Annotated in this window: 15 protein-coding genes; 9 read left to right on the top strand and 6 right to left on the bottom strand. The window is 65.8% G+C overall.

Annotated features, from left to right (window positions below; translation table 11 throughout):
• Positions 1–35 precede the first annotated feature (35 nt).
• Together guaB and AU175_RS18510 are read left to right on the top strand one after the other, a co-directional pair.
• Positions 36–1,547 carry an IMP dehydrogenase gene (guaB, locus tag AU175_RS18515; protein WP_066293074.1) on the top strand — a complete coding sequence of 504 codons (1,512 nt, stop codon included), beginning with the start codon at positions 36–38 and terminating at the stop codon, positions 1,545–1,547.
• A gap of 151 nt (positions 1,548–1,698) precedes the next feature.
• A complete protein-coding gene (locus AU175_RS18510) occupies positions 1,699–3,546 on the top strand; it encodes an ABC transporter ATP-binding protein (RefSeq protein WP_066293072.1) in 1,848 nt (615 codons plus the stop codon).
• On the opposite strand, the gene AU175_RS18505 is transcribed toward AU175_RS18510, so the two are convergent.
• The 4 genes from AU175_RS18505 to AU175_RS18490 all read right to left on the bottom strand — a co-directional run bounded on the left by AU175_RS18505 (position 3,543) and on the right by AU175_RS18490 (position 6,301).
• Positions 3,543–4,190 (bottom strand): hypothetical protein, encoded by a 648-nt coding sequence (locus tag AU175_RS18505; protein ID WP_066293070.1) that lies wholly within the window; start codon positions 4,188–4,190, stop codon positions 3,543–3,545. The genes AU175_RS18510 and AU175_RS18505 overlap by 4 nt on opposite strands.
• Positions 4,191–4,254: 64 nt before the next feature.
• The gene (locus tag AU175_RS18500) at positions 4,255–4,767 is read right to left on the bottom strand and encodes a hypothetical protein (protein ID WP_156642468.1); all 513 of its coding nucleotides are present in this window, start codon (positions 4,765–4,767) and stop codon (positions 4,255–4,257) included.
• On the bottom strand, positions 4,764–5,447 hold the full coding sequence (locus AU175_RS18495) for a hypothetical protein (RefSeq protein WP_066293063.1): 684 nt from the start codon (positions 5,445–5,447) through the stop codon (positions 4,764–4,766). The genes AU175_RS18500 and AU175_RS18495 overlap by 4 nt, the downstream gene beginning before the upstream one ends.
• 50 nt (positions 5,448–5,497) lie before the next feature.
• Positions 5,498–6,301, bottom strand: a complete 804-nt coding sequence (locus AU175_RS18490) for a hypothetical protein (protein ID WP_066293059.1) — start codon at positions 6,299–6,301, stop codon at positions 5,498–5,500.
• Between the two features lie 256 nt (positions 6,302–6,557).
• Between AU175_RS18490 and AU175_RS18485 the strand changes: the two genes are divergently transcribed.
• The 7 genes from AU175_RS18485 (at position 6,558) to AU175_RS18455 (ending at position 17,612) form a co-directional block, all read left to right on the top strand.
• Positions 6,558–7,694, top strand: coding sequence for a GuaB3 family IMP dehydrogenase-related protein (locus tag AU175_RS18485; RefSeq protein ID WP_066293057.1), 1,137 nt, complete (start codon positions 6,558–6,560; stop codon positions 7,692–7,694).
• A 103-nt stretch (positions 7,695–7,797) separates the two neighbouring features.
• A complete protein-coding gene (locus AU175_RS18480) occupies positions 7,798–9,537 on the top strand; it encodes a glycerol-3-phosphate dehydrogenase/oxidase (RefSeq protein WP_066293055.1) in 1,740 nt (579 codons plus the stop codon).
• A 45-nt stretch (positions 9,538–9,582) separates the two neighbouring features.
• Positions 9,583–10,071: a PTS sugar transporter subunit IIA gene (locus AU175_RS18475; RefSeq protein ID WP_066293053.1), complete on the top strand. Its 489-nt coding sequence runs from the start codon at positions 9,583–9,585 to the stop codon at positions 10,069–10,071.
• A 69-nt stretch (positions 10,072–10,140) separates the two neighbouring features.
• Complete coding sequence (locus AU175_RS18470; protein WP_066293051.1) at positions 10,141–11,004, top strand: SURF1 family protein; 864 nt, start codon at positions 10,141–10,143, stop codon at positions 11,002–11,004.
• Positions 11,001–11,540, top strand: a complete 540-nt coding sequence (locus AU175_RS18465) for a DUF3817 domain-containing protein (protein WP_066293050.1) — start codon at positions 11,001–11,003, stop codon at positions 11,538–11,540. Before AU175_RS18470 ends, AU175_RS18465 begins: the two co-directional genes overlap by 4 nt.
• A gap of 98 nt (positions 11,541–11,638) precedes the next feature.
• Positions 11,639–13,228: a glutamine-hydrolyzing GMP synthase gene (gene guaA, locus AU175_RS18460; RefSeq protein WP_066293042.1), complete on the top strand. Its 1,590-nt coding sequence runs from the start codon at positions 11,639–11,641 to the stop codon at positions 13,226–13,228.
• Positions 13,229–13,358: 130 nt separating this feature from the next.
• Positions 13,359–17,612 (top strand): AAA family ATPase, encoded by a 4,254-nt coding sequence (locus AU175_RS18455; protein ID WP_066293040.1) that lies wholly within the window; start codon positions 13,359–13,361, stop codon positions 17,610–17,612.
• Positions 17,613–17,682: 70 nt separating this feature from the next.
• On the opposite strand, the gene cpaB is transcribed toward AU175_RS18455, so the two are convergent.
• Together cpaB and AU175_RS18445 are read right to left on the bottom strand one after the other, a co-directional pair.
• The gene (cpaB, locus tag AU175_RS18450) at positions 17,683–18,438 is read right to left on the bottom strand and encodes a Flp pilus assembly protein CpaB (RefSeq protein WP_082979283.1); all 756 of its coding nucleotides are present in this window, start codon (positions 18,436–18,438) and stop codon (positions 17,683–17,685) included.
• A 176-nt stretch (positions 18,439–18,614) separates the two neighbouring features.
• Positions 18,615–18,887, bottom strand: coding sequence for an FmdB family zinc ribbon protein (locus tag AU175_RS18445; protein ID WP_066293038.1), 273 nt, complete (start codon positions 18,885–18,887; stop codon positions 18,615–18,617).
• Positions 18,888–18,979: the final 92 nt, after the last annotated feature.

The following is an 18,979-nucleotide window of genomic DNA, read 5'->3' as shown; positions in this document are numbered from 1 at the left end:
CCGTGAACCCCGCAACCAAGGTAAGAGGCGCACTCATGACCCAGCCCGCACACGATCCCTTCGGCTTTGTCGGCCTGACCTACGACGACGTCCTGCTGCTCCCCGGGCACACCGACGTCATCCCGTCCGACGCTGACACGTCCTCCCGGATCTCCAAGCGGATCACCGTGCAGACCCCGCTGCTGTCCGCCGCGATGGACACGGTGACCGAGTCCCGGATGGCCATCGCGATGGCACGCCAGGGCGGCCTGGGCGTCATCCACCGCAACCTGTCCATCCAGGACCAGGCAGACCAGGTGGACCGCGTCAAGCGCAGCGAATCCGGCATGATCACCAATCCGCTCACCATCCGGCCCGAGGCCACCCTGCAGGAACTCGACGAGCTTTGCGCCCAGTACCGGGTCTCCGGGCTTCCCGTCGTGGACGAAGGCAACCGCCTCCTCGGCATCGTCACCAACCGCGACACCCGCTTTGTGCCTGAATCCGACTTCCCGCTCCGCCTGGTCAGCGACGTCATGACCAAGATGCCGCTGGTCACCGGCCACGTGGGCATCAGCCGTGAAGAAGCCTCCCACAAGCTGGCGACCAACAAGATCGAAAAGCTCCCGCTCGTGGATGAGCAGGGCCGCCTCAAGGGCCTGATCACCACCAAGGACTTCACCAAGGCCGAGCAGTACCCCCTCGCCACGAAGGACGAAGAAGGCCGCCTCCGCGTCGGTGCGGCCATCGGCTTCTTCGGCGACGGCTGGGAGCGCGCCATGGCACTTGTGGACGCCGGTGTGGACGCCCTCTTTGTGGACACCGCCAATGGCCATTCCCAGGGCGTCCTGGACATGATCCGCCGCCTGAAGTCCGATCCCGTTGCCGGGCACGTGGACATCATCGGCGGCCAAGCCGCCACCCGGGAAGGTGCGCAGGCACTGATCGACGCCGGCGCCGACGGCATCAAGGTGGGTGTGGGCCCGGGCTCCATCTGCACCACCCGCGTGGTGGCCGGTGTGGGTGTCCCGCAGATCACCGCCATCTACGAATCCTCGAAGGCAGCCATCCCGGCCGGCGTTCCCCTGATCGCCGACGGCGGCCTGCAGTACTCCGGCGACATCGGCAAGGCGCTGGTTGCCGGCGCCGACACCGTGATGCTCGGTTCCCTGCTGGCCGGGTGCGACGAGTCACCGGGCGAGCTCATCTTCGTCAACGGCAAGCAGTTCAAGAGCTACCGCGGCATGGGCTCGCTGGGTGCCATGCAGTCCCGCGGCAAGAACACGTCCTACTCGAAGGACCGCTACTTCCAGGCCGACGTCTCCGGTGACGACAAGCTGATCCCTGAGGGCATCGAGGGCCGCGTCGCGTACCGCGGGCCGCTGGCATCGGTGGCTTACCAGCTGGTGGGCGGCCTGCGCCAGACCATGTTCTACGTCGGTTCCCCGAGCATTCCGGAACTGAAGGCACGAGGCAAGTTTGTCCGCATCACCTCGGCAGGTCTCAAGGAATCACACCCGCACGACATCCAGATGACCGTGGAGGCACCGAACTACGGTTCGCGCTGATTCAGCGCCCCGGCCTGGCCTCGCTTCGCTGCGGCCAGGGAACCCCGGCCGCGGGCCCGCCGCACGCTTAATCAATGAGGCCACGTGGATCCGTCCACGTGGCTTCATTGTGTCTGTGCCTGGTGTACCCGGACGGAATTAGGCTGTTGTCATGCCCGAAACCCGCCATCCCGCCGAGCTGAACCCCAAGCGGGATCCCAAACGGAAGCTCGCCGTCCGGCCGTATGCCCGGGCGGTGGCCCAGGTACTGCGCGTCAGCTTTCGTGCCTCACCCGCCGCCGTGATCATGAAGGTGGTCGGATCGCTGGTCTCGGCACTGCTTCCGCTGGTCACCACGTATTTCGCGGCGCTGACCACCACGGCCCTGGCGGCTGCCTACTCCGGAGACCCGGCCGCCGGCCGGCAGGCGATCGTGTACGTCATCATTACCGCGGCACTGGGCCTTTTCTGGGGTGCCTTCAGCAGCGTGGACCGCTACATCCAGCAGCTCATGAGCTTCAAGGTCGGCGCCATCGTGGGGGACCTTATGTACGAGCGGTTCCTGGCGCTCGAGTTCTGGCGGTACGACGACAAAGAGACCGTGGACCTCTATGACCGTGCCAAGAGGTTTTCGGATTCCTACGCCCGCGTCCTGGACCGCATCGCCGCGATCTTCACCCAGCTCGCGTCGGTGATTCTCGCGGTCGGCGCCCTGCTGCTGGTGAGCTGGTGGATCGCCGTCATCGTCCTGGTCGCGATCGTCCCGAGTGTCTACCTGCAGTTCAAACTTTCCCGTGAGCAGATCGCCCACTGGAACACCCAAGTGGACTCACGCCGCCAACGCCGGATGATCGAGACCAACCTGCTCCGCCCGCAGCACATCGCCGAAATGCGGCTGTACGGGATCGTGGGCTACCTGATGGACTTCCGGTCCCGGCTGCGGGACGCGGACGAGCGGCGGCGCCTTGACTTCCAGAAGCGTTACATCCCGAAGCAGCTGGCCGCCGACGCCCTGCAGTACGGCGCCGAAGTGGTGTCGCTGATCTGGGTGGTTGGGCAGATCATCGCCCGCGCCCAGCCGGTGGGCCAATTCCTGTATGTCCAGCAGATCGTCAGCCGCGCCCTGTCCACCGCCAACAGCTTGGTGTCGTCCCTGAGCTCCATCGATGAGGACCTCGCGAACCTCAAGGACTACGAACTGTTCATGGCGATGCCCGTCCACTCCCGGCATGCGCCGCCGCTGCTTCAGGCTCCCAAGACGGTGGAGCTCCGGGACATCCACTTCACGTACACGGGCAGCGACATCGAGGTGATCCGCGGCATCAGCATGACCATCCGGGAAGGCCAGCACATCGCCATTGTGGGGGAGAACGGGGCCGGAAAGTCCACCCTGATCAGGATCCTGGCCGGGCTCTACGCCCCGGACTCCGGGCAGGTCATGCTCGACGGCGTTGACCTCGCCGCCGTCGATGTCACCTCCTGGCACCGCCACCTTGCGGTGCTGAGCCAGGAATTCCTGAAATATGAGTTCGCCACCGCGGCGGAGAACATCTATTTCGGCGACGTCGCTTCAGCCAAGGACGACGGCCGGATCCGGCGATCGGCGGAGGACGCTGAAGCACTGGAGTTCATCAATAAACTTCCCAACGGCCTGGACAACCACGTCAGCAACTGGATGGAGGATCCGCGCGGCAGGAAGGGCAGCGGGCTATCCGGAGGGCAGTGGCAGCGGCTCGCCATGGCCCGGAACTTCTACCGCGACGCCTCCTTTATGGTGATGGACGAGCCCACCTCGGCCATTGACGCGCTGGCGGAGCACCGCATCTTCCCCCGCCTGTTCGCGGACCGCAGCAGCACGATCATCGCCATCAGCCACCGACTGGCCACCATCGAGAAGGCGGACATTGTCTACATGCTCGAAGACGGCCGCATCGTGGAGCAAGGCACCCACAAGGAACTGGTGGCGCTGCGGGGCCGCTACTTCCGGATGTTCGAATCCCAGCTCAGCCTCGATGTTTAGAGCGGGCCATAACCGGCGTTGCCGTAAGGGTCGCGCCACGTGGCCAGATCGGCTTCCACCGCCGTGCGGAGAACAGGGTCCGCCTGGACCCTTCGCCGGAAGGACTGCCGGGCCCGGCCCATCACCACCGACGGGACGAGGATGCAGGCCACCAGGAACAGCACTGTGAGGAGGTAGGCGCCGATCATCGCGACGACCGTAGCGGCTCCCCTGGAGGCAGTCTCGGGCAAGGCCGTGGCCAGGATCCCGGCCAGGATGGTGGCCAGTAGGGACACCATCATGATGCCGCCACGGGCCGAGCCGGGGCCACGGATGATGAGGAGGCGGTCCGTGTTCGGCAGCGTGGCACGGACCCGCTTCCAGGAAACTACGCCCAGCACGGCGAGCGCGGCGCCCATCATGCCGAGGACCAGCGCCCCGGCAGGGTTGCCTGACATGACTGAGACGAACCCGCCAACGAGGATCAGGACAGGTCCGCAGCCGATCGCGCTGCTCCAGGCCGCCGCCAACGCGCCTTGGGCGTCGGCCAATTGCCGCAAACGCGAAGGGGCACTGGGTGGACTGATCCGGGCCAGTTCCGGGGAGAGCCAGTAGTCGAGAGGGTGCGTGGACTCGTCGGCGGGGAAGGGAATTGGAATTGTCATGCCGGCCTGGCCACGCGGGCATAGAAAGCCCCCGATGGGGTCTGAAAGCCCGGCTGGGAAACGTTCAGCGCCGTTCCAGCCAGGCGGAGTACAGCCGGTCCCGGTTCAGGTGAAGGTGCCTGGAGTAGAGCATCCCGGCGCCGACGGGGACCGGAAAAGCAGCCAGGAACGCCATGATTGGCAGGACGTCCGGGGATGTTCCCCGAGGGGTTACGGCCATAAAAATCACGACGATCGCCAGCATGGCGGCCACCACACCAATGAACACGCCAGGGGCCAACCGGACGTAGCGTGCCGTGCGGGCGACGTCGTCTGCGGGGCTTGGAACCGTGCGGGTAAACCTTGGTGCTATGGCTGCCAGCCAGCCGACCGCGGACATCACCAGCCCAAGTCCTGTCAGCACCAGGCCATCCTCAGGGCTCTGATCCGTCGCCGCCAAGGTGGCTGCCTGGGCCGCCCCGGGGATGGCGAAGATCATGCCCATCCACCAGAACCAGAAAACACGTGCCCTGCGATGTGCGTGGCCCAGGGCAAGGCGGGGGAAACCAGCGGAGCTGTGTCCCTTCTCAGCCGTCACGATGCGGCAGCCAACACGGTACGGACTATCAGGCCCGGTTGCTCAGCGGCCGCCAGGTCGCGCACACCCAGTTGTCCGTCATCATCCAACGGGGCGGACGCAAGCTGCAGGGAGCCGGCGTCAAGGACCTTGATGTTGGCGACCACAGGCTTGTCCGCCTCGACACGGTAGCGCCGGGAGCTGACAATCCCCCCGCCTTCGGTGCCCAGGGCCGCCACCGCCTCATCCACGGTGAGCTGTACAAAATCGAGCAGGTCCACGTCATCCCGGAGTGGGAGGCATACATATTCGCTCAGGGGCCTGAGGAAGATCGCAGCCCGTCCGGCGGGGGAGTCCACCAAATAGCTGGGTGAGACGGCCTCGGCGCCAATCCGGGTGATGTCGTACCACTCCGAAGAGGTGCTGAAAATGCGGGCGAGTATCCTCGCCTGGGCCAACAGGGTTACTTCTTCGCCGTTGATTTCCACAGTGTCACGAATGTTCAATGTGCCGACGCCGGCCCGCACCAGATCGTGGTCGTCCGGGAGTTCAGCGAGACCCAGCACTCGGCGCGTCAGGGCGGTTCCGGCCCCCGGCTGGAACGCCAGCAGTGCCAGGATCTCGTGGCTCGTCATCCGGTAGGCCGCGGCAGGCATGGCTGCGTCGTGTTCATTGCCGGCCGGAGTGGTGGCTTCAGTCATCGTTTCCTTCAGTAATTCAGTAGCATTCATCGGGCGCCGCACGTCGGTCCTCAGCCGAATCCGAGCTTACCGCCCACCCAGTCCAAGGCATCTCCGGCACCGTCTGCAAGATCCCTGACGCCGCCCACAACACCTGCCCCGAAGTCCCAGATTCTCTTCGTGACGGGGACGTCACCTGACATCATGCCCAGCAGTCCCCAGCCGAGGGCAAGCCCACCCAGTACGACGCCGGCAGGCGCTCCTACGATGGTTCCTGTGGCTAACACTGCTGCCAGGGACAGGCCGCCGCCAATGACGCCGTCGGCCATTCTGAAGGGGTCCTTGTTATCAATTCCTGAGAGCACATCCAGGACGCCGATGGCGCCTCCCAGCACGCCAAGGACCTTGCCGGCATGATCCATAAAACCAAAGAACTTGCTGACGCCGGCCTCTACCTGGGCGAGTTCGAGGTTCCAGCTGAATTTGTCGGCTACGAACTTGAGCGCATTGGCGATGCTTGATGCCCCGCTGCCATCGGTGACACCGGCCTTCTCAAGGAGCCACTCAATGCCGCCAGGCGCGTGCTGGTAGTCCGGATCAGTAAAGGAATCTCCCCATCCCCGCCCAGGGTCGGAGCCGCCGCCGGAACCGCCACTGCCTGACGGCGCAGGGGAGGAGTTGGTGCCGTCGCCTGAGGTGCTCGCCTTTTCCTGCTCGTCCGCGTGCTTCAACAGGGATTTGGACTGATTCTGGAGAGACTCCGAGGTCCTGTTCAGCATCGGGCGCAGTGCCGAGGTCCATTCATCGCGGAACCTGTTCCCGTCCTCGCCCTTCCAGACCGCCGACTGCACCAGCGAATTCACGGTGGTTTCCACGCTCTTAAGACGTGATCCGGACCTTCCAAGTGATTGAGACAGCGTCCGGAGCTGTTCAATGTCAGCACCGTAAATGCCTGGCGCCATGATGTCCCCCAATAGATATGTCCGGCTGTGGCATTTTTGCCGTTCCGCTTTGGTACCAAACTATTTCGTTCCGTGGTCCGTCGCGATGGGGACATGTCCCCGTCGGCTGTCCCGCGCCCGCGTGAACTGCGGTCCCTGGCGGGGTGCCCGGCTGGGATAACCTAGAGCAGTGACTTACGAGATTGAGATCGGCCGTGGCAAGCGTGGGCGTCGTGCCTACTCCCTGGATGATATTGCGATTATCCCTAACCGTCGTACCCGCGATCCCAAGGACGTTTCTGTCGCGTGGCAGATCGATGCCTACAAGTTCGACATGCCCGTCATTGCCGCCCCGATGGATTCGGCAATGTCCCCCCAGACAGCCATTGCCCTCGGACGCCTGGGCGGCCTGGGCGTGCTGGACCTCGAAGGTCTGTGGACGCGTTATGAGGACCCGCAGTCCATCCTGGATGAGATCGGTGCCCTGGAGGATGAGACCAACAGTCCTGCAGTGACCGGACGGATGCAGGAGCTGTACCGCGCCCCCATCCAGCCCGAGCTGATCACCTCGCGCCTGGCGGAGATCCGCGCTGCAGGCGTCACAGTGGCCGGATCGCTGACTCCGCAGCGCACCCAGGAACACTACAAGACCGTGGTGGCCGCCGGCGTCGATATCTTCGTCATCCGCGGTACCACCGTCTCCGCCGAGCACGTCTCCAAGGACCACGAGCCGCTGAACCTCAAGCAGTTCATCTACGAGCTGGACGTTCCCGTGATCGTGGGCGGCGCCGCCGGCTACACGCCCGCCCTGCACCTCATGCGCACCGGAGCCGCAGGGGTGCTGGTGGGCTTTGGCGGGGGAGCGACCACCACCACCCGGCGCGCGCTGGGCATCCACTCGCCGATGGCCTCCGCGATTTCCGACGTCGCCGCGGCCCGCCGGGACTACATGGACGAGTCCGGCGGGCGGTATGTCCATGTGATTGCCGACGGCGGGATGGGCAATTCCGGCGCCATTATCAAGGCAATCGCGATGGGCGCCGACGCTGTGATGCTCGGCAGCGCACTCGCCCGCGCGGAAGAGGCACCGGGTAAGGGCTGGCACTGGGGCCAGGAGGCCCACCACCTGGAACTTCCCCGCGGGGACCGGGCAAACGTTGGGACTGTCGGACCCCTGGAGGAAGTTCTCTTTGGCCCGGGCCACCACACCAACGGCACCTCCAACCTGGTCGGCGCGCTGCGCCGCTCCATGGCCACCACCGGCTACTCGGACCTCAAGGAGTTCCAGCGGGTCGACGTCGTCGTCTCGCCTTACGCCGGAAACTGACCCTGCGCGGGCCAGCCGCCGGCGCCCCGGCCCCGCCTGCCCAACCGTACGGCTAGCAAGTAGTGTGGTTTATTACCTGCACAAGCGGCAACGGAGGCGTTCCATGAAGAGTGTTCCAAACACCAGCGGCACCCTGGGCCCGGCAGCCCGCGAAGAATCAATCGCGCGGCTCCGGGCCACCTCGGAACCCGGCAAGGAACTGGACATCCTGATTGTCGGGGGCGGCATCGTGGGTACGGGAGCGGCCCTGGACGCGGTAACCCGCGGACTCAGCGTGGGCATCGTGGAGGCCAGTGACTGGGCGGCGGGAACATCGTCCCGGTCCTCCAAGCTGATCCACGGCGGCCTGCGATATCTGGAGATGCTGGACTTCGGCCTCGTCAAGGAGGCCCTGCACGAGCGCGGCCTGATCCTGTCCGTGCTCGCGCCGCACCTCGCCCGGCCCGTGCCGTTCCTCTACCCGCTGACAAAACCGTTCCTGGAACGGCCCTATGTCGGCGCAGGCATTGCGCTTTACGACGCCATGTCCATCACCGGCGGGCATAGCCGAGGCGTCCCTTTCCACAAGCACCTGACCCGGCGCGGAACCCTGCGCGCCGCGCCCAGCCTGAAGGACAACGCCTTCGTCGGCTCCATCCGGTACTACGACGGCCAGGTGGATGACGCCAAATACGCTGCCAACCTGGTCCGCACGGCCGCCCACTACGGTGCCCACGCCGTCAACCAGATGGCAGTGGTGGACTTCCTGCGCGAGGGCGAGCGCGTCGTCGGGGCCAAGGTGGTCAACCATGAGGACGGCACGGAATTCAGGATCCGCGCCAAGCAGGTCATCAACGCCACCGGTGTATGGACGGACGAGACCCAGGCCATGGTGACCGACCGGGGCCAGCTGAAGGTCCGCGTTTCCAAGGGAATCCACCTGGTGGTGCCACGGGACCGGTTCCAGTCCACCGTGGGCCTGATCCTGCGTACGGAGAAGTCGGTGCTGTTCGTCATCCCGTGGGGGCGGCACTGGATCATTGGCACCACAGATACCGCCTGGAACCTGGACAAAGCCCACCCGGCAGCCTCGAGCAAGGACATCGACTACATCCTGGACCACGTCAACGAAGTCCTCAAGCGGCCGCTGACGAGGGAGGACGTGGAGGGGGTGTACGCCGGGCTGCGGCCCCTTCTGGCCGGCGAAAACGACTCCACTGCCAAGTTGTCACGGGAACACGTTGTGGCGCACCCGGTGCCTGGCCTCGTGGTGGTGGCCGGCGGAAAATGGACCACGTACCGCATCATGGCCAAGGACGCCGTTGACGAAGCCACCCGCACCATGGATGAACGCGTGCCGCCCAGCTGCACGGAGACCATTCCGCTGCTCGGTGCCAGCGGGTTCAAGGCAGCCTGGAACCGGAGGAACCGGACTGCTGAGGAATCAGGCGTCCACGTGGCTCGCGTGGAACACCTGCTCAACCGCTACGGGTCCATGACGCCGGAAGTGCTCGCCCTGATCCAGGAGCGGCCCGAGCTGGCGGAGCCGCTGCCCGGCGCCGACGACTACCTTCAGGCAGAGGCCGTCTACGCTGCTACGCACGAGGGCGCCCGGCACGTCCACGATGTCCTGACCCGCAGGACCCGGATCTCCATCGAGGCGTGGGACCGTGGTGTCTCCGCCGTTCCAGTGGTCGCTAAACTGATGGGTGAAGTCCTTGGCTGGAGCGATGTGCAGCGTGAAAGCGAAATCAAGCACTACATTGCACGCGTAGAAGCCGAGCGACTGAGCCAGCAGCAACCTGATGATGAGTCCGCCGATGCCGCACGAATGGGTGTCGACGACATCGTTCCCTTGCGCTGAGGGGCTCCACCCACCAGCTTTCTCGCCTCACTGAAGGGACACGCCTTGGCGGAACCACTTGACCGGTACGATGCCGAACTCACCACCCCCGAAATGGTGATCCTGGAGCTTGAGGCGTCGGACAAGGTGGACGCGGCATCTCAGCTCGCGGAGCGTCTTTTCGCCGCCGGCAGGGTCACGGACCTGCCGGGCTTCCTTGAGCACGTCCATGCCCGTGAGCACCAGTTGGCCACTGGCCTGCCGGGCGGCATCGGCCTGCCGCACGCCCGCAGCGAATTCGTCTCCCGGACCTCCATCGCCGTCGGCATCACCAAGTACGGCCATGCCCTGGACTTCGGCGCCACGGACGGTCCCGCGACGGTCATTCTGCTGATCGCCACGCCGGCGAGTTCTTTCTCGGATCATCTGGAAGTCCTCGCAACCCTGGCCCGCTCACTGTCCAAGGAATCGTTCCGCGAGTCGCTGCGGCGTGCCTACGACCCCGAAGTGATCGCCGAACTCATCAATTCCAGCCTGGTCTTCTTCGACCACTAAGCGGTCCGGGACCCGGCTGACCCACTCTCCGTTTAGTTGTTCTACGCCGGAACGAAGTACGGTTAAGGGGTGTGGAAAACAGCCCTCAAGCCCCGCTGGATCGCAGGCCTGGTGTTTGCGATTGCAGTCTCCGGGGTCTTCGTCCTGCTCAGCCAATGGCAGTTCGGCAGGTCCACACAACCCGAGATCCCTGCCAACCCCGCCACCGAGACCGCACAGTCGCTGACCAGCACGCTCCAGCCCGGCGACTTTTTCCACGGTTCAGTGGCTGACCAGATGGTCACGGCTGTGGGCACGTACGACGCCGGCAAGCAGGTCCTGATACCCGGGCGGCTGAACAACGGAGAGTCCGGCTACTGGGTGGTCACGGCCTTTGCCGTCGACGGAGCCCCCGTCCTCAGCGGGGTCGGAGCGTCGCCTGACACGTGGATTCCCGTGGCCCGGGGCTGGGTGGCCGATCCCTCCCAAGCCCCCGAACCGCCGTCGGGCACGGTTGAACTGACGGGACGGCTCCTGCCGTCCGAGGCCCCGGTACCCGAAACGGCACCCGGGCCGGGACGCGCGACGGCCGTCTCGGTGGCAGAACTCATCAACTACTGGGACGTCAGCAGCTATCCCGGCTTCATCACCGCCACAGCCGAAGTCTCCGCAGGAACGGACGTCAGCGCCGAGGCCATCGAAAGCGACCTCAAGCCGCTGCGGATCGGACCCCAGCCGCCGGCCCAGCAGATCAACTGGCTCAACCTCTTCTACTCCCTGGAATGGGTGGTCTTCGCCGGCTTTGCCCTGTTTATCTGGTGGCGGCTGGTCAAGGACGACTACCGCCGGGACCTCGAGGACCGGTTCGACGGCGGCGAGGGCACCGACGGCGACCACCATCACCTTCCAGCCCATACACCTTCTGGACAGACACAACAAAAGGTACAGCCATGATTGAACCCAAACCGGCCATGCAGGCACAGCCGTCCGATGAAAGCGGCCAGCCCGGCGGAGCCACCAGCGCAGGCGCCAAGAAGGGCAAGAAGCGCCGTTTCGGTGGCACCGAGCCGCAGATCCGCTCAGCCCTGAAGTTCTACAAGGTGCTGGCTTACCTTACCGGCGCCATGTTGCTGCTGCTTTGCGCCGAACTCATCGCGCGTTATGCCTTCGGCCAGTACCTGTTCGCCGGCGGAACCAACGCTGTCACGGGAGAGCCGTTCGGCCTTGGGTTCGCCGACGCCGAACCCAAAGGCGTGCTGGGCGGCGTGAACATTTCGGTCACGGTGCTGATCGTCCACGGCTGGATGTACGTCGTATACCTGATGTCCAATTTCCGCCTCTGGGCACTGATGCGCTGGCCGTTCGCCAAACTCATCCTGCTGGCCCTCGGCGGCGTGATTCCCTTCCTGTCCTTCATCGTGGAGAAGAAGTTCCACGCCGAGGTCGAAGCGGAGCTCGCCGACAACCCGCAGGCACCCCAGCGGTACTAGGCGCGTCCGGAGCGGCCGTCCCGCCGTCGGACGTTCACTCCGTCACACCGGCGGCCCTGAATGTGCGGCGGGGCAACCGCGCAAAGTAGGCTAGTACGGTGACTACTCCCACTGCATCCCAGACTTCCCAGAAGCCGGTGCTGGTTGTTGACTACGGTGCCCAGTACGCGCAGCTGATTGCCCGCCGCGTCCGGGAAGCGAATGTGTATTCGGAAGTGGTTCCGCATACCTACAGCACCGAGCAGCTCCTGGCCAGGAACCCCGCCGCCATCATCCTCTCCGGCGGCCCGTCCAGCGTTTATGCCGACGGTGCACCGTCGGTCGGTTCGGACCTCTTTGAAGCCGGAATCCCGGTCTTCGGCATCTGCTACGGCTTCCAGGCCATGGCCAATGCCCTGGGCGGCAAAGTCGACAAGACCGGCCTGCGTGAGTACGGCTCCACCCAGACCACCATCCTCGGCGAAGGCCGGTCAGTGCTGGAGGGGATGCCGCAGCACCAGAACACCTGGATGAGCCACGGCGACTCCGTGCACGAGGCGCCGGAAGGCTTCGAAGTGCTGGCCACCACCGCCGGCGCTGAAGTGGCAGCCTTCGCCAATGAAGAGAAGTGCCTGTACGGCGTGCAGTGGCACCCGGAGGTGAAGCATTCGGCCTACGGCCAGCAGGTGCTGGAGAACTTCCTGTTCAAGGGCGCCAAGCTGGAACCCAACTGGACCACCGGCAACATCCTCGAGGAACAGGTGGAGCGCATCCGCCAGCAGATCGGCGACGCGAAGGTCATCTGCGGCCTGTCCGGCGGCGTTGATTCCGCGGTGGCGGCCGCCCTCGTCCAGCGCGCCGTTGGCGACCAGCTGACGTGTGTGTTCGTGGATCACGGGCTGCTGCGTGAAGGGGAAGCCGAGCAGGTGGAACGCGACTTCGTCGCCGCCACCGGCGTCAAGCTCTACGTCGCCAACGAGCAGGAACGGTTCCAGGCCGCCCTGGCCGGCGTCAGCGATCCGGAAACGAAGCGCAAGATTATCGGCCGCGAGTTCATCCGCGCGTTCGAAGAAGCCGAGCTGGCCATCATCGCCGAGGCAGCCGCGCACGGCGAGAAAATCAAGTTCCTGGTCCAGGGCACGCTGTACCCCGACGTCGTTGAATCCGGCGGCGGCGAAGGTGCAGCCAACATCAAGAGCCACCACAACGTGGGCGGTCTTCCCGAGGACCTGCAGTTTGAGCTCGTGGAACCGTTGCGCGCACTCTTCAAGGACGAAGTCCGTGCCGTGGGCGCCCAGCTGGGGCTGCCGCAGGAAATCGTCGGACGCCAGCCCTTCCCCGGGCCCGGACTCGGAATCCGCATTGTCGGTGAGGTCACCAAGGAACGCCTGGACCTGCTGCGCAAGGCGGACGCCATTGCCCGCGCCGAACTGACCGCCGCCGGGCTGGACAACGACGTGTGGCAGATGCCGGTTGTCCTGCTCGCCGACGTCCGCAGCGTTGGCGTCATGGGCGACGGCCGCACTTACGGCCACCCGATCGTCCTCCGTCCGGTCTCCTCCGAGGACGCCATGACCGCGGACTGGTCACGGCTGCCCTACGATCTCCTGGCCCGGATCTCCAACCGGATCACCAACGAGGTGGAAGGCGTTAACCGTGTGGTGCTGGATGTGACCAGCAAGCCGCCGGGAACCATTGAATGGGAATAGTGGCATAACAGTGGCCGGTCTCCGTATGCGGGGCCGGCCACTGGTCGCTTTTGCGTGAATTACTCCGCAATTTGGCATCATCAGTGTTGCGGTCTCTCACTACGGCATCTTTCCGGCTACGCTCGAAACTATGCCGGTATGGTCCAGGGCGTCCCGTGAAAACGCAGAAAAGAAGGCAGTAGTGTCAGTTGGTCAAGGCCACCCGGAGGGCTCCGAGGAGTTCAGGAAATGGCTGTCCGGTCTCAAGCCCGTCACCGGGGCAGACACCATGCTGCGTTTCACCAAGACCCCTGAAGGTTCCATCGACCTCACGCACGCGCACCCGTCAGGCCTTGCCCAGCTGATGGCGGGCCGCCGCACGCGGCTTTCCACCCTGATCCGGGACCACCAGCAGTATGTCGTCGCGGCCAGGGCATCACGGAACATCCGTTCAAAAATCTTCGAACTGGGCAACGACCGCGGCATTGACGCCGGCTACCTGTCCGCCGGCACGGTGGTCTGGACTTCCGCCGTCGGGGGCAAACCGCAGCGGATTTCCGCCCCGGTAATGCTCACCGCGATTGCCCTGACGGTGCGCCCCGGGGAAGATGACTACGAACTGCAGCTCACCGAACAGGCGCACATCAATCCGGCCCTGGTCCGTCACCTGAAAAACATTCATGGCATCGTCTTCGACGTCAACGCTGTGACCCGCCTGGCGTACAGCACCGCGCGCTTTGATCCGCAGCCGGTGCTGGACCGGCTGGCTACTCTGATCAGGCCAATTCACGGCGCGGAGGCGCAGCACAACCTGCTGGTCTCCACTTTCGCTGACCTGTCCGGAAACCTCGATGACCCCTGGATCAACGAAGGAAACCCGCTGGTGGCCGCCCTGGCCACCGCAGCCAGCGGTGTAGTGCTGGATGTGGACGAACCGGACCCCTCCCGTTTCCCGGGTGTGGACGAGCGGCACCCCCAGGACGAGCTGCTCCTGCTCGACGCCGACGCCGACCAGCAGTACGTGCTGGACGCGGCCAGGGCAGGGGATTCCCTGGTGGTCAGCAGCCCGCCCGGGACGGGCCAGACGCAGACCGCCATCAACACCATCGGCGCGCTGGTGGACGCCGGGAAGACGGTGCTCGTTGTCGGCGACCGCCGTGCCAGCCTCAACGAAGTATCGGCCCAGCTGGAGACCCTCGGCCTTGAATCCATCCTGTTCCAGCTCTCCGGCACGGCCACTCCGCAGCAGCTCAAGGCGCAGCTGGTCCGCGCCATCGTGCGGAACGAAAAATCGCTCCAGCCCCAGCTGGGGAACCTGCACAAGACCCTCACCGAACACCGGCATGCCCTGACGGACCACGTGGCGTCCCTGCACAACGTACGGCAGCGCTGGGGGTGCTCGCCTTACCAGGCCATGCAGTCACTTGCGGAGCTGACCTCCATCCACCCTGCTCCGGCCACCACCGTCCGGCTCAAGCGCAGCGTCCTGGACAACATCCGGGACCGCGACGAGCTCGCCGGCCGGCTCCGCCGTGCCGCTGAACTGGGCAGTTTCAGCCGGGCGTCCACCACCAGCCCCTGGCACGGTGCACGGCTGCTGACCCGCAAGGAAACGGAAGAGGCCCAGCAGCTGGCCCGCTCCGTGGCGGAAAACCTGCCGGTCCTGCGGGACCGGATGAACGCGGTGGCGGAGCACGCTGAAATCCGCCTGGGCCTTTCGTTTGCCGAATGGGGCGAGCAGCTTGAGCTCCTGATGGCAGTGCGGGAAAGCCTGGACAAGTTCACCCCGGACATCTTCGACCGGCCCGTCCATGACCTGATCTCGGCTACGGCGTCCTCCGCCTGGCGACGGGAGCGGAACATCGACATGGCGTCCATGCAGCGATCCCGGCTGCGCCGCGTTGCGAAGGAGTACGTCCGTCCCGGCGTGCACATCGCGGACCTGCACAGCTCCCTGGTGCTGGTGCAGGAACAGCGCGCCCTGTGGTCGGGCTACGCCACAACGCAGCGCCACCCCGCCGTGCCGTCAGGCCTCGCGGAAATGAACATGCTGTACCGTTCGCTGGACCGGGAGCTCACGGAGCTGGGGGAGGCCCTGCGTCATACGGAGGCCGGCGGCTCCCTGGCAACCACGCCGTACCCGGAACTGATGGAACGCCTTGAGCGGCTCGTCGCGGACACGGAGACGCTCAAGACTCTGCCGGAGCGCACGCTGCTGGTGGAGAACATGCGTGAACACGGGCTGGGGGAGCTGCTCACGGACCTCGCCGAGCGGGAAGTCCCGGCCGGATCCGTGGCGGCGGAGCTTGAACTCGCCTGGTGGCAGTCCGCCCTGGAAGCCATGATCAGCGGCGACGATTACCTCGCCATGTCCGACGGTGACGCCCTGCGCCAGCTGGAGGCTGAATACCGGCTCGCCGACAACGCGCATGTTGCCAGCGGCGCTGCCCGGCTCCGGTGGGACCTGTCCGAGCGGTGGCGGGCAGCCATCGCCGAACACCCGCGCCAGGCCGCCCTGCTGCGGAGCCTGCTCAAGGACGGCAGGGTGACTCTTTCCGCCCTGACCGCCCAGGCTCCGGCGCTGGTGCCGATGCTGGTGCCTGTCTGGTCCGTGAGTCCGTACCTGATGACAGGCCTTCTTCCGGCTGAGCAGCGCTTTGACGCCGTGGTTGTCCTGGACGCTGAAGCTACGTCCCTGCAGGCAGTCCTGCCGTCCATTGCCCGGGCCAAGCAGGTCATTGCCTTCGGTGACTCCCGGATTGCCAGCCCGCGCACGTTCACCGTTGGAGTGGAAAGACTCGCAGTCGGCGAAACGGCCCACCAGCGCGTGGAGAGCGCCTTTTCCGCGCTTTCGGCGGTGCTCCCCGTCTGGCGGCTGAACTTTGTGTACCGCGCCGTGGACGAGGACCTGGTCCTCCAGCTCAGCAAAAACTTCTACGACGGCGGCCTCCGCAGGCTGCCGGAGGGCCAGTCCGCCACGGGCTTGGACAGGGCCCTGCTGGTTGAGTACCTCCCGGACGGTACCGGGCTGCCCAGCGCTGACCACGAAGGGGTTGAATCCGTCGTGGCAGAGGTCAACCGCGTGGTGCACCTTGTTTTTGAACACGCACGGCTCCGCCCGCGTACATCACTGGCAGTGGTGACTGCCAGCCTCCGGCACGCCGCCCGGATCGGCGAGTCCATCCGGCTGCAGTTGCCCAACCATCCCGGCCTCGCCGGGTTCTTCGGAGCAGGTCCCGAGTCCTTCCGCGTCGTGGACCTGGAGCGCGCGCAGGGCCTGGTCAGGGACCACGTGATCTTTTCGCCTGGCTTCGGACGCACACCACACGGCCGGGCCCTGCACAACTTCGGTCCCTTGTCCGCCGAGGGCGGCCGGGAAAAGTTCGCACTGGCAATGACCCGGGCCCGTAGGTCCCTGCACGTGTTGACCTGCTTCCGGCCGGAGGACCTGGACCACACCCGGCTGGCGCACGGCGCCGTTGACCTCTACGAGCTGCTGGACCGCGAGATCGCCGGCAACACCAACCTTGGCACCCCGGCGTCCCGGGCCGCCGCCAGTGAGCAGGCCCTCGGAGCGGATCCGCTGGTGGCCGATCTCGGTGACCGCCTGCGCGCCCGCGGCGCCCGTGTGTGGCACCAGTACGACGGCGTCATTGATGTGGTGGCGGCCGCTGACCCGCTCAGCACCATGGGCCAGGAGGACCCCGAGACCCCGTGGCCGGTGGCCATCGAGTCAGACGGCACCGAGCAGTACCGGACCATGAGCGTCCGTGAGCGGAGCAGGCTCAGGCCCCAGCTGCTGGAGCGCCTGGGGTGGCGGTACATGCCATTGTGGACCATCGAGGTCTTCACCGACCCGTCGGCCTGCGCTGACCGCATTGCGGGCTACCTCGGCCTGGAGAAAGTAGTCCTGCCCGGCAGGACCACTGCTTCGGCCAATTTCTTCGACGACGATGTTGACCCGCTCTCACTCGAGGCCTATGGGAATGTTGGCCACGAGCCTGACCGTCCCACCCGGGCTGACCGCAGGCAACAGGCGCAGCGTGGTGAGCTGGACTACGAACAGGACCGGGCCGCGCGCCCGAATGAGGAGGAGGCTGTCCAGGTGACGCCAACACATACTGCCGGCCCCGTTGGCGGCATGGCTGCTGACGGCGAGCAGCCCGGCGGGGGCACCGCGCAGGGGAACGCAGCCGAGGAAAGCACTGACCAGGAAAACACTGACCGGGAAAACACTGACCAGGAGGGCGGCATGTCGGCACCTGCGTCACGCCAGGCTGCCACCGGAACTGAGGGCGTTCTCCCCAACAAGGCCGCGGAGGACGACCCCCGGCGCTGGGGAGACGGACCGGATGACGATCACGACGCATGGCTGCGGGAGCAGAAACCGCCCCACTGGGGATAATACCCTGCACTGGGGAAACTGACCCCCGGCTGTGTCACCGCCTCGCCCGGGCCTGGCTTCCGCAGCTGGCTCAGGCCGCCGGCGGCCCCACGAGGACGAAAAACAGTTTGCCCTGTGTGGAGGCGCCCGCCAGCCGGGCAGCCTGTGCGGGGTCGGCCGCCACGACCATGAGTCCGTCCGTCTCGCCTGTTCCGAGCCATTCTCCGGTCTTCCCGCCCTGGCCCGAGGTCCACAGCACCGGCACTGCCGTCGCCAGGACTTGTGAAGGGGCCTGCTGGTCATAGCCGTTGGCCCCGGTCAGCACCACGTTGACCAACTGGCCCGGTGACACAAGCTGTATGGAGGACGGATCCGCCATCCGCAGCGGTACGGCTGCTGATCCCGGGGGAGTCCCGGCGAGCAGGCCGGGGCCCAGCAGCTGGGCGTCGGTCAGAAGCTGCCCCTTGCGGAGCGGGGCAGCCAGCTGCTTTCCCTCCGCGTCGGCATTGCTTCTAAGGGATCCGGCAGCGATCATGCCCGGCGGCACCTGTACTTGAGCCAAGTCTGAGGGGGCCAGCGAGGAACCGGCCGGGAGATCCCGGGAGGCGGCGAGTGCCGTCACGGAATCGGCAGGTGCCGGAGTGAGCTGGTGGACTGCGACGGCGGCCGCGATACACAGGAGGAGTGCTATGGCCAGACGGCGGTTCCGGGCCAGCCACGGGCCAAGCCTTCGGCCGGGCGGACGACCGGCCAACAGTGGACGGGTACCGCGGGATGGACGCCGGGACGCTGTGGCTTTTCGGCTGGGACGGGTTCTTCGGTGGGGGCGGAAGAGTGTGACGGACATGGACCCACGCTAGTTCCGGGCTGCAAACGAAGGCAGTCTGGTTGAAGGCTATGTGGACAACCGGAACACAGGGTGGCCCAGTCGCTCTTTGGAAGGCGCGTTGAAGGCCAGTCAGTCAGCAGGTTAAGGCAGCGCAGACTGGAACAGTCACTGCACGCGTAGTGCGGCGCAGCCTTTCAGCTGGCGGCAGCGGCAGCGGCAGCGGCGGGTGCAGGTGCAGGCGCCGGAGCGGCGGCGGCTGCCGGGGCAGCCGATACGGTGCTTCCCTTGGCATCCCGTGAGTCCGTGCGGTAGAAACCGGAGCCCTTGAAGACTACGCCCACGCTGTTGAACTTCTTGCGTAAGGTCCCCTGGCATTCGGGGCAGGACGTCAGTGTGCTGTCCGTGAACGACTGGACGATGTCGAAGGCATGGCTGCAATCCTTGCAGGCGTACGCATACGTTGGCACTGGTGCTCCTCCTCTTGGACAAACGAGAGGTCCCGTGCTGCCGGGACGATCATCGCCGTCCATTAGCAGTCGCAGGGCCTGAGTGCCAATTC

The sequence above is a fragment of the Arthrobacter sp. B6 genome (genome assembly GCF_001663775.1).
GTDB lineage: Bacteria > Actinomycetota > Actinomycetes > Actinomycetales > Micrococcaceae > Arthrobacter.
This window is presented reverse-complemented; position numbering and strand designations above follow the sequence as displayed.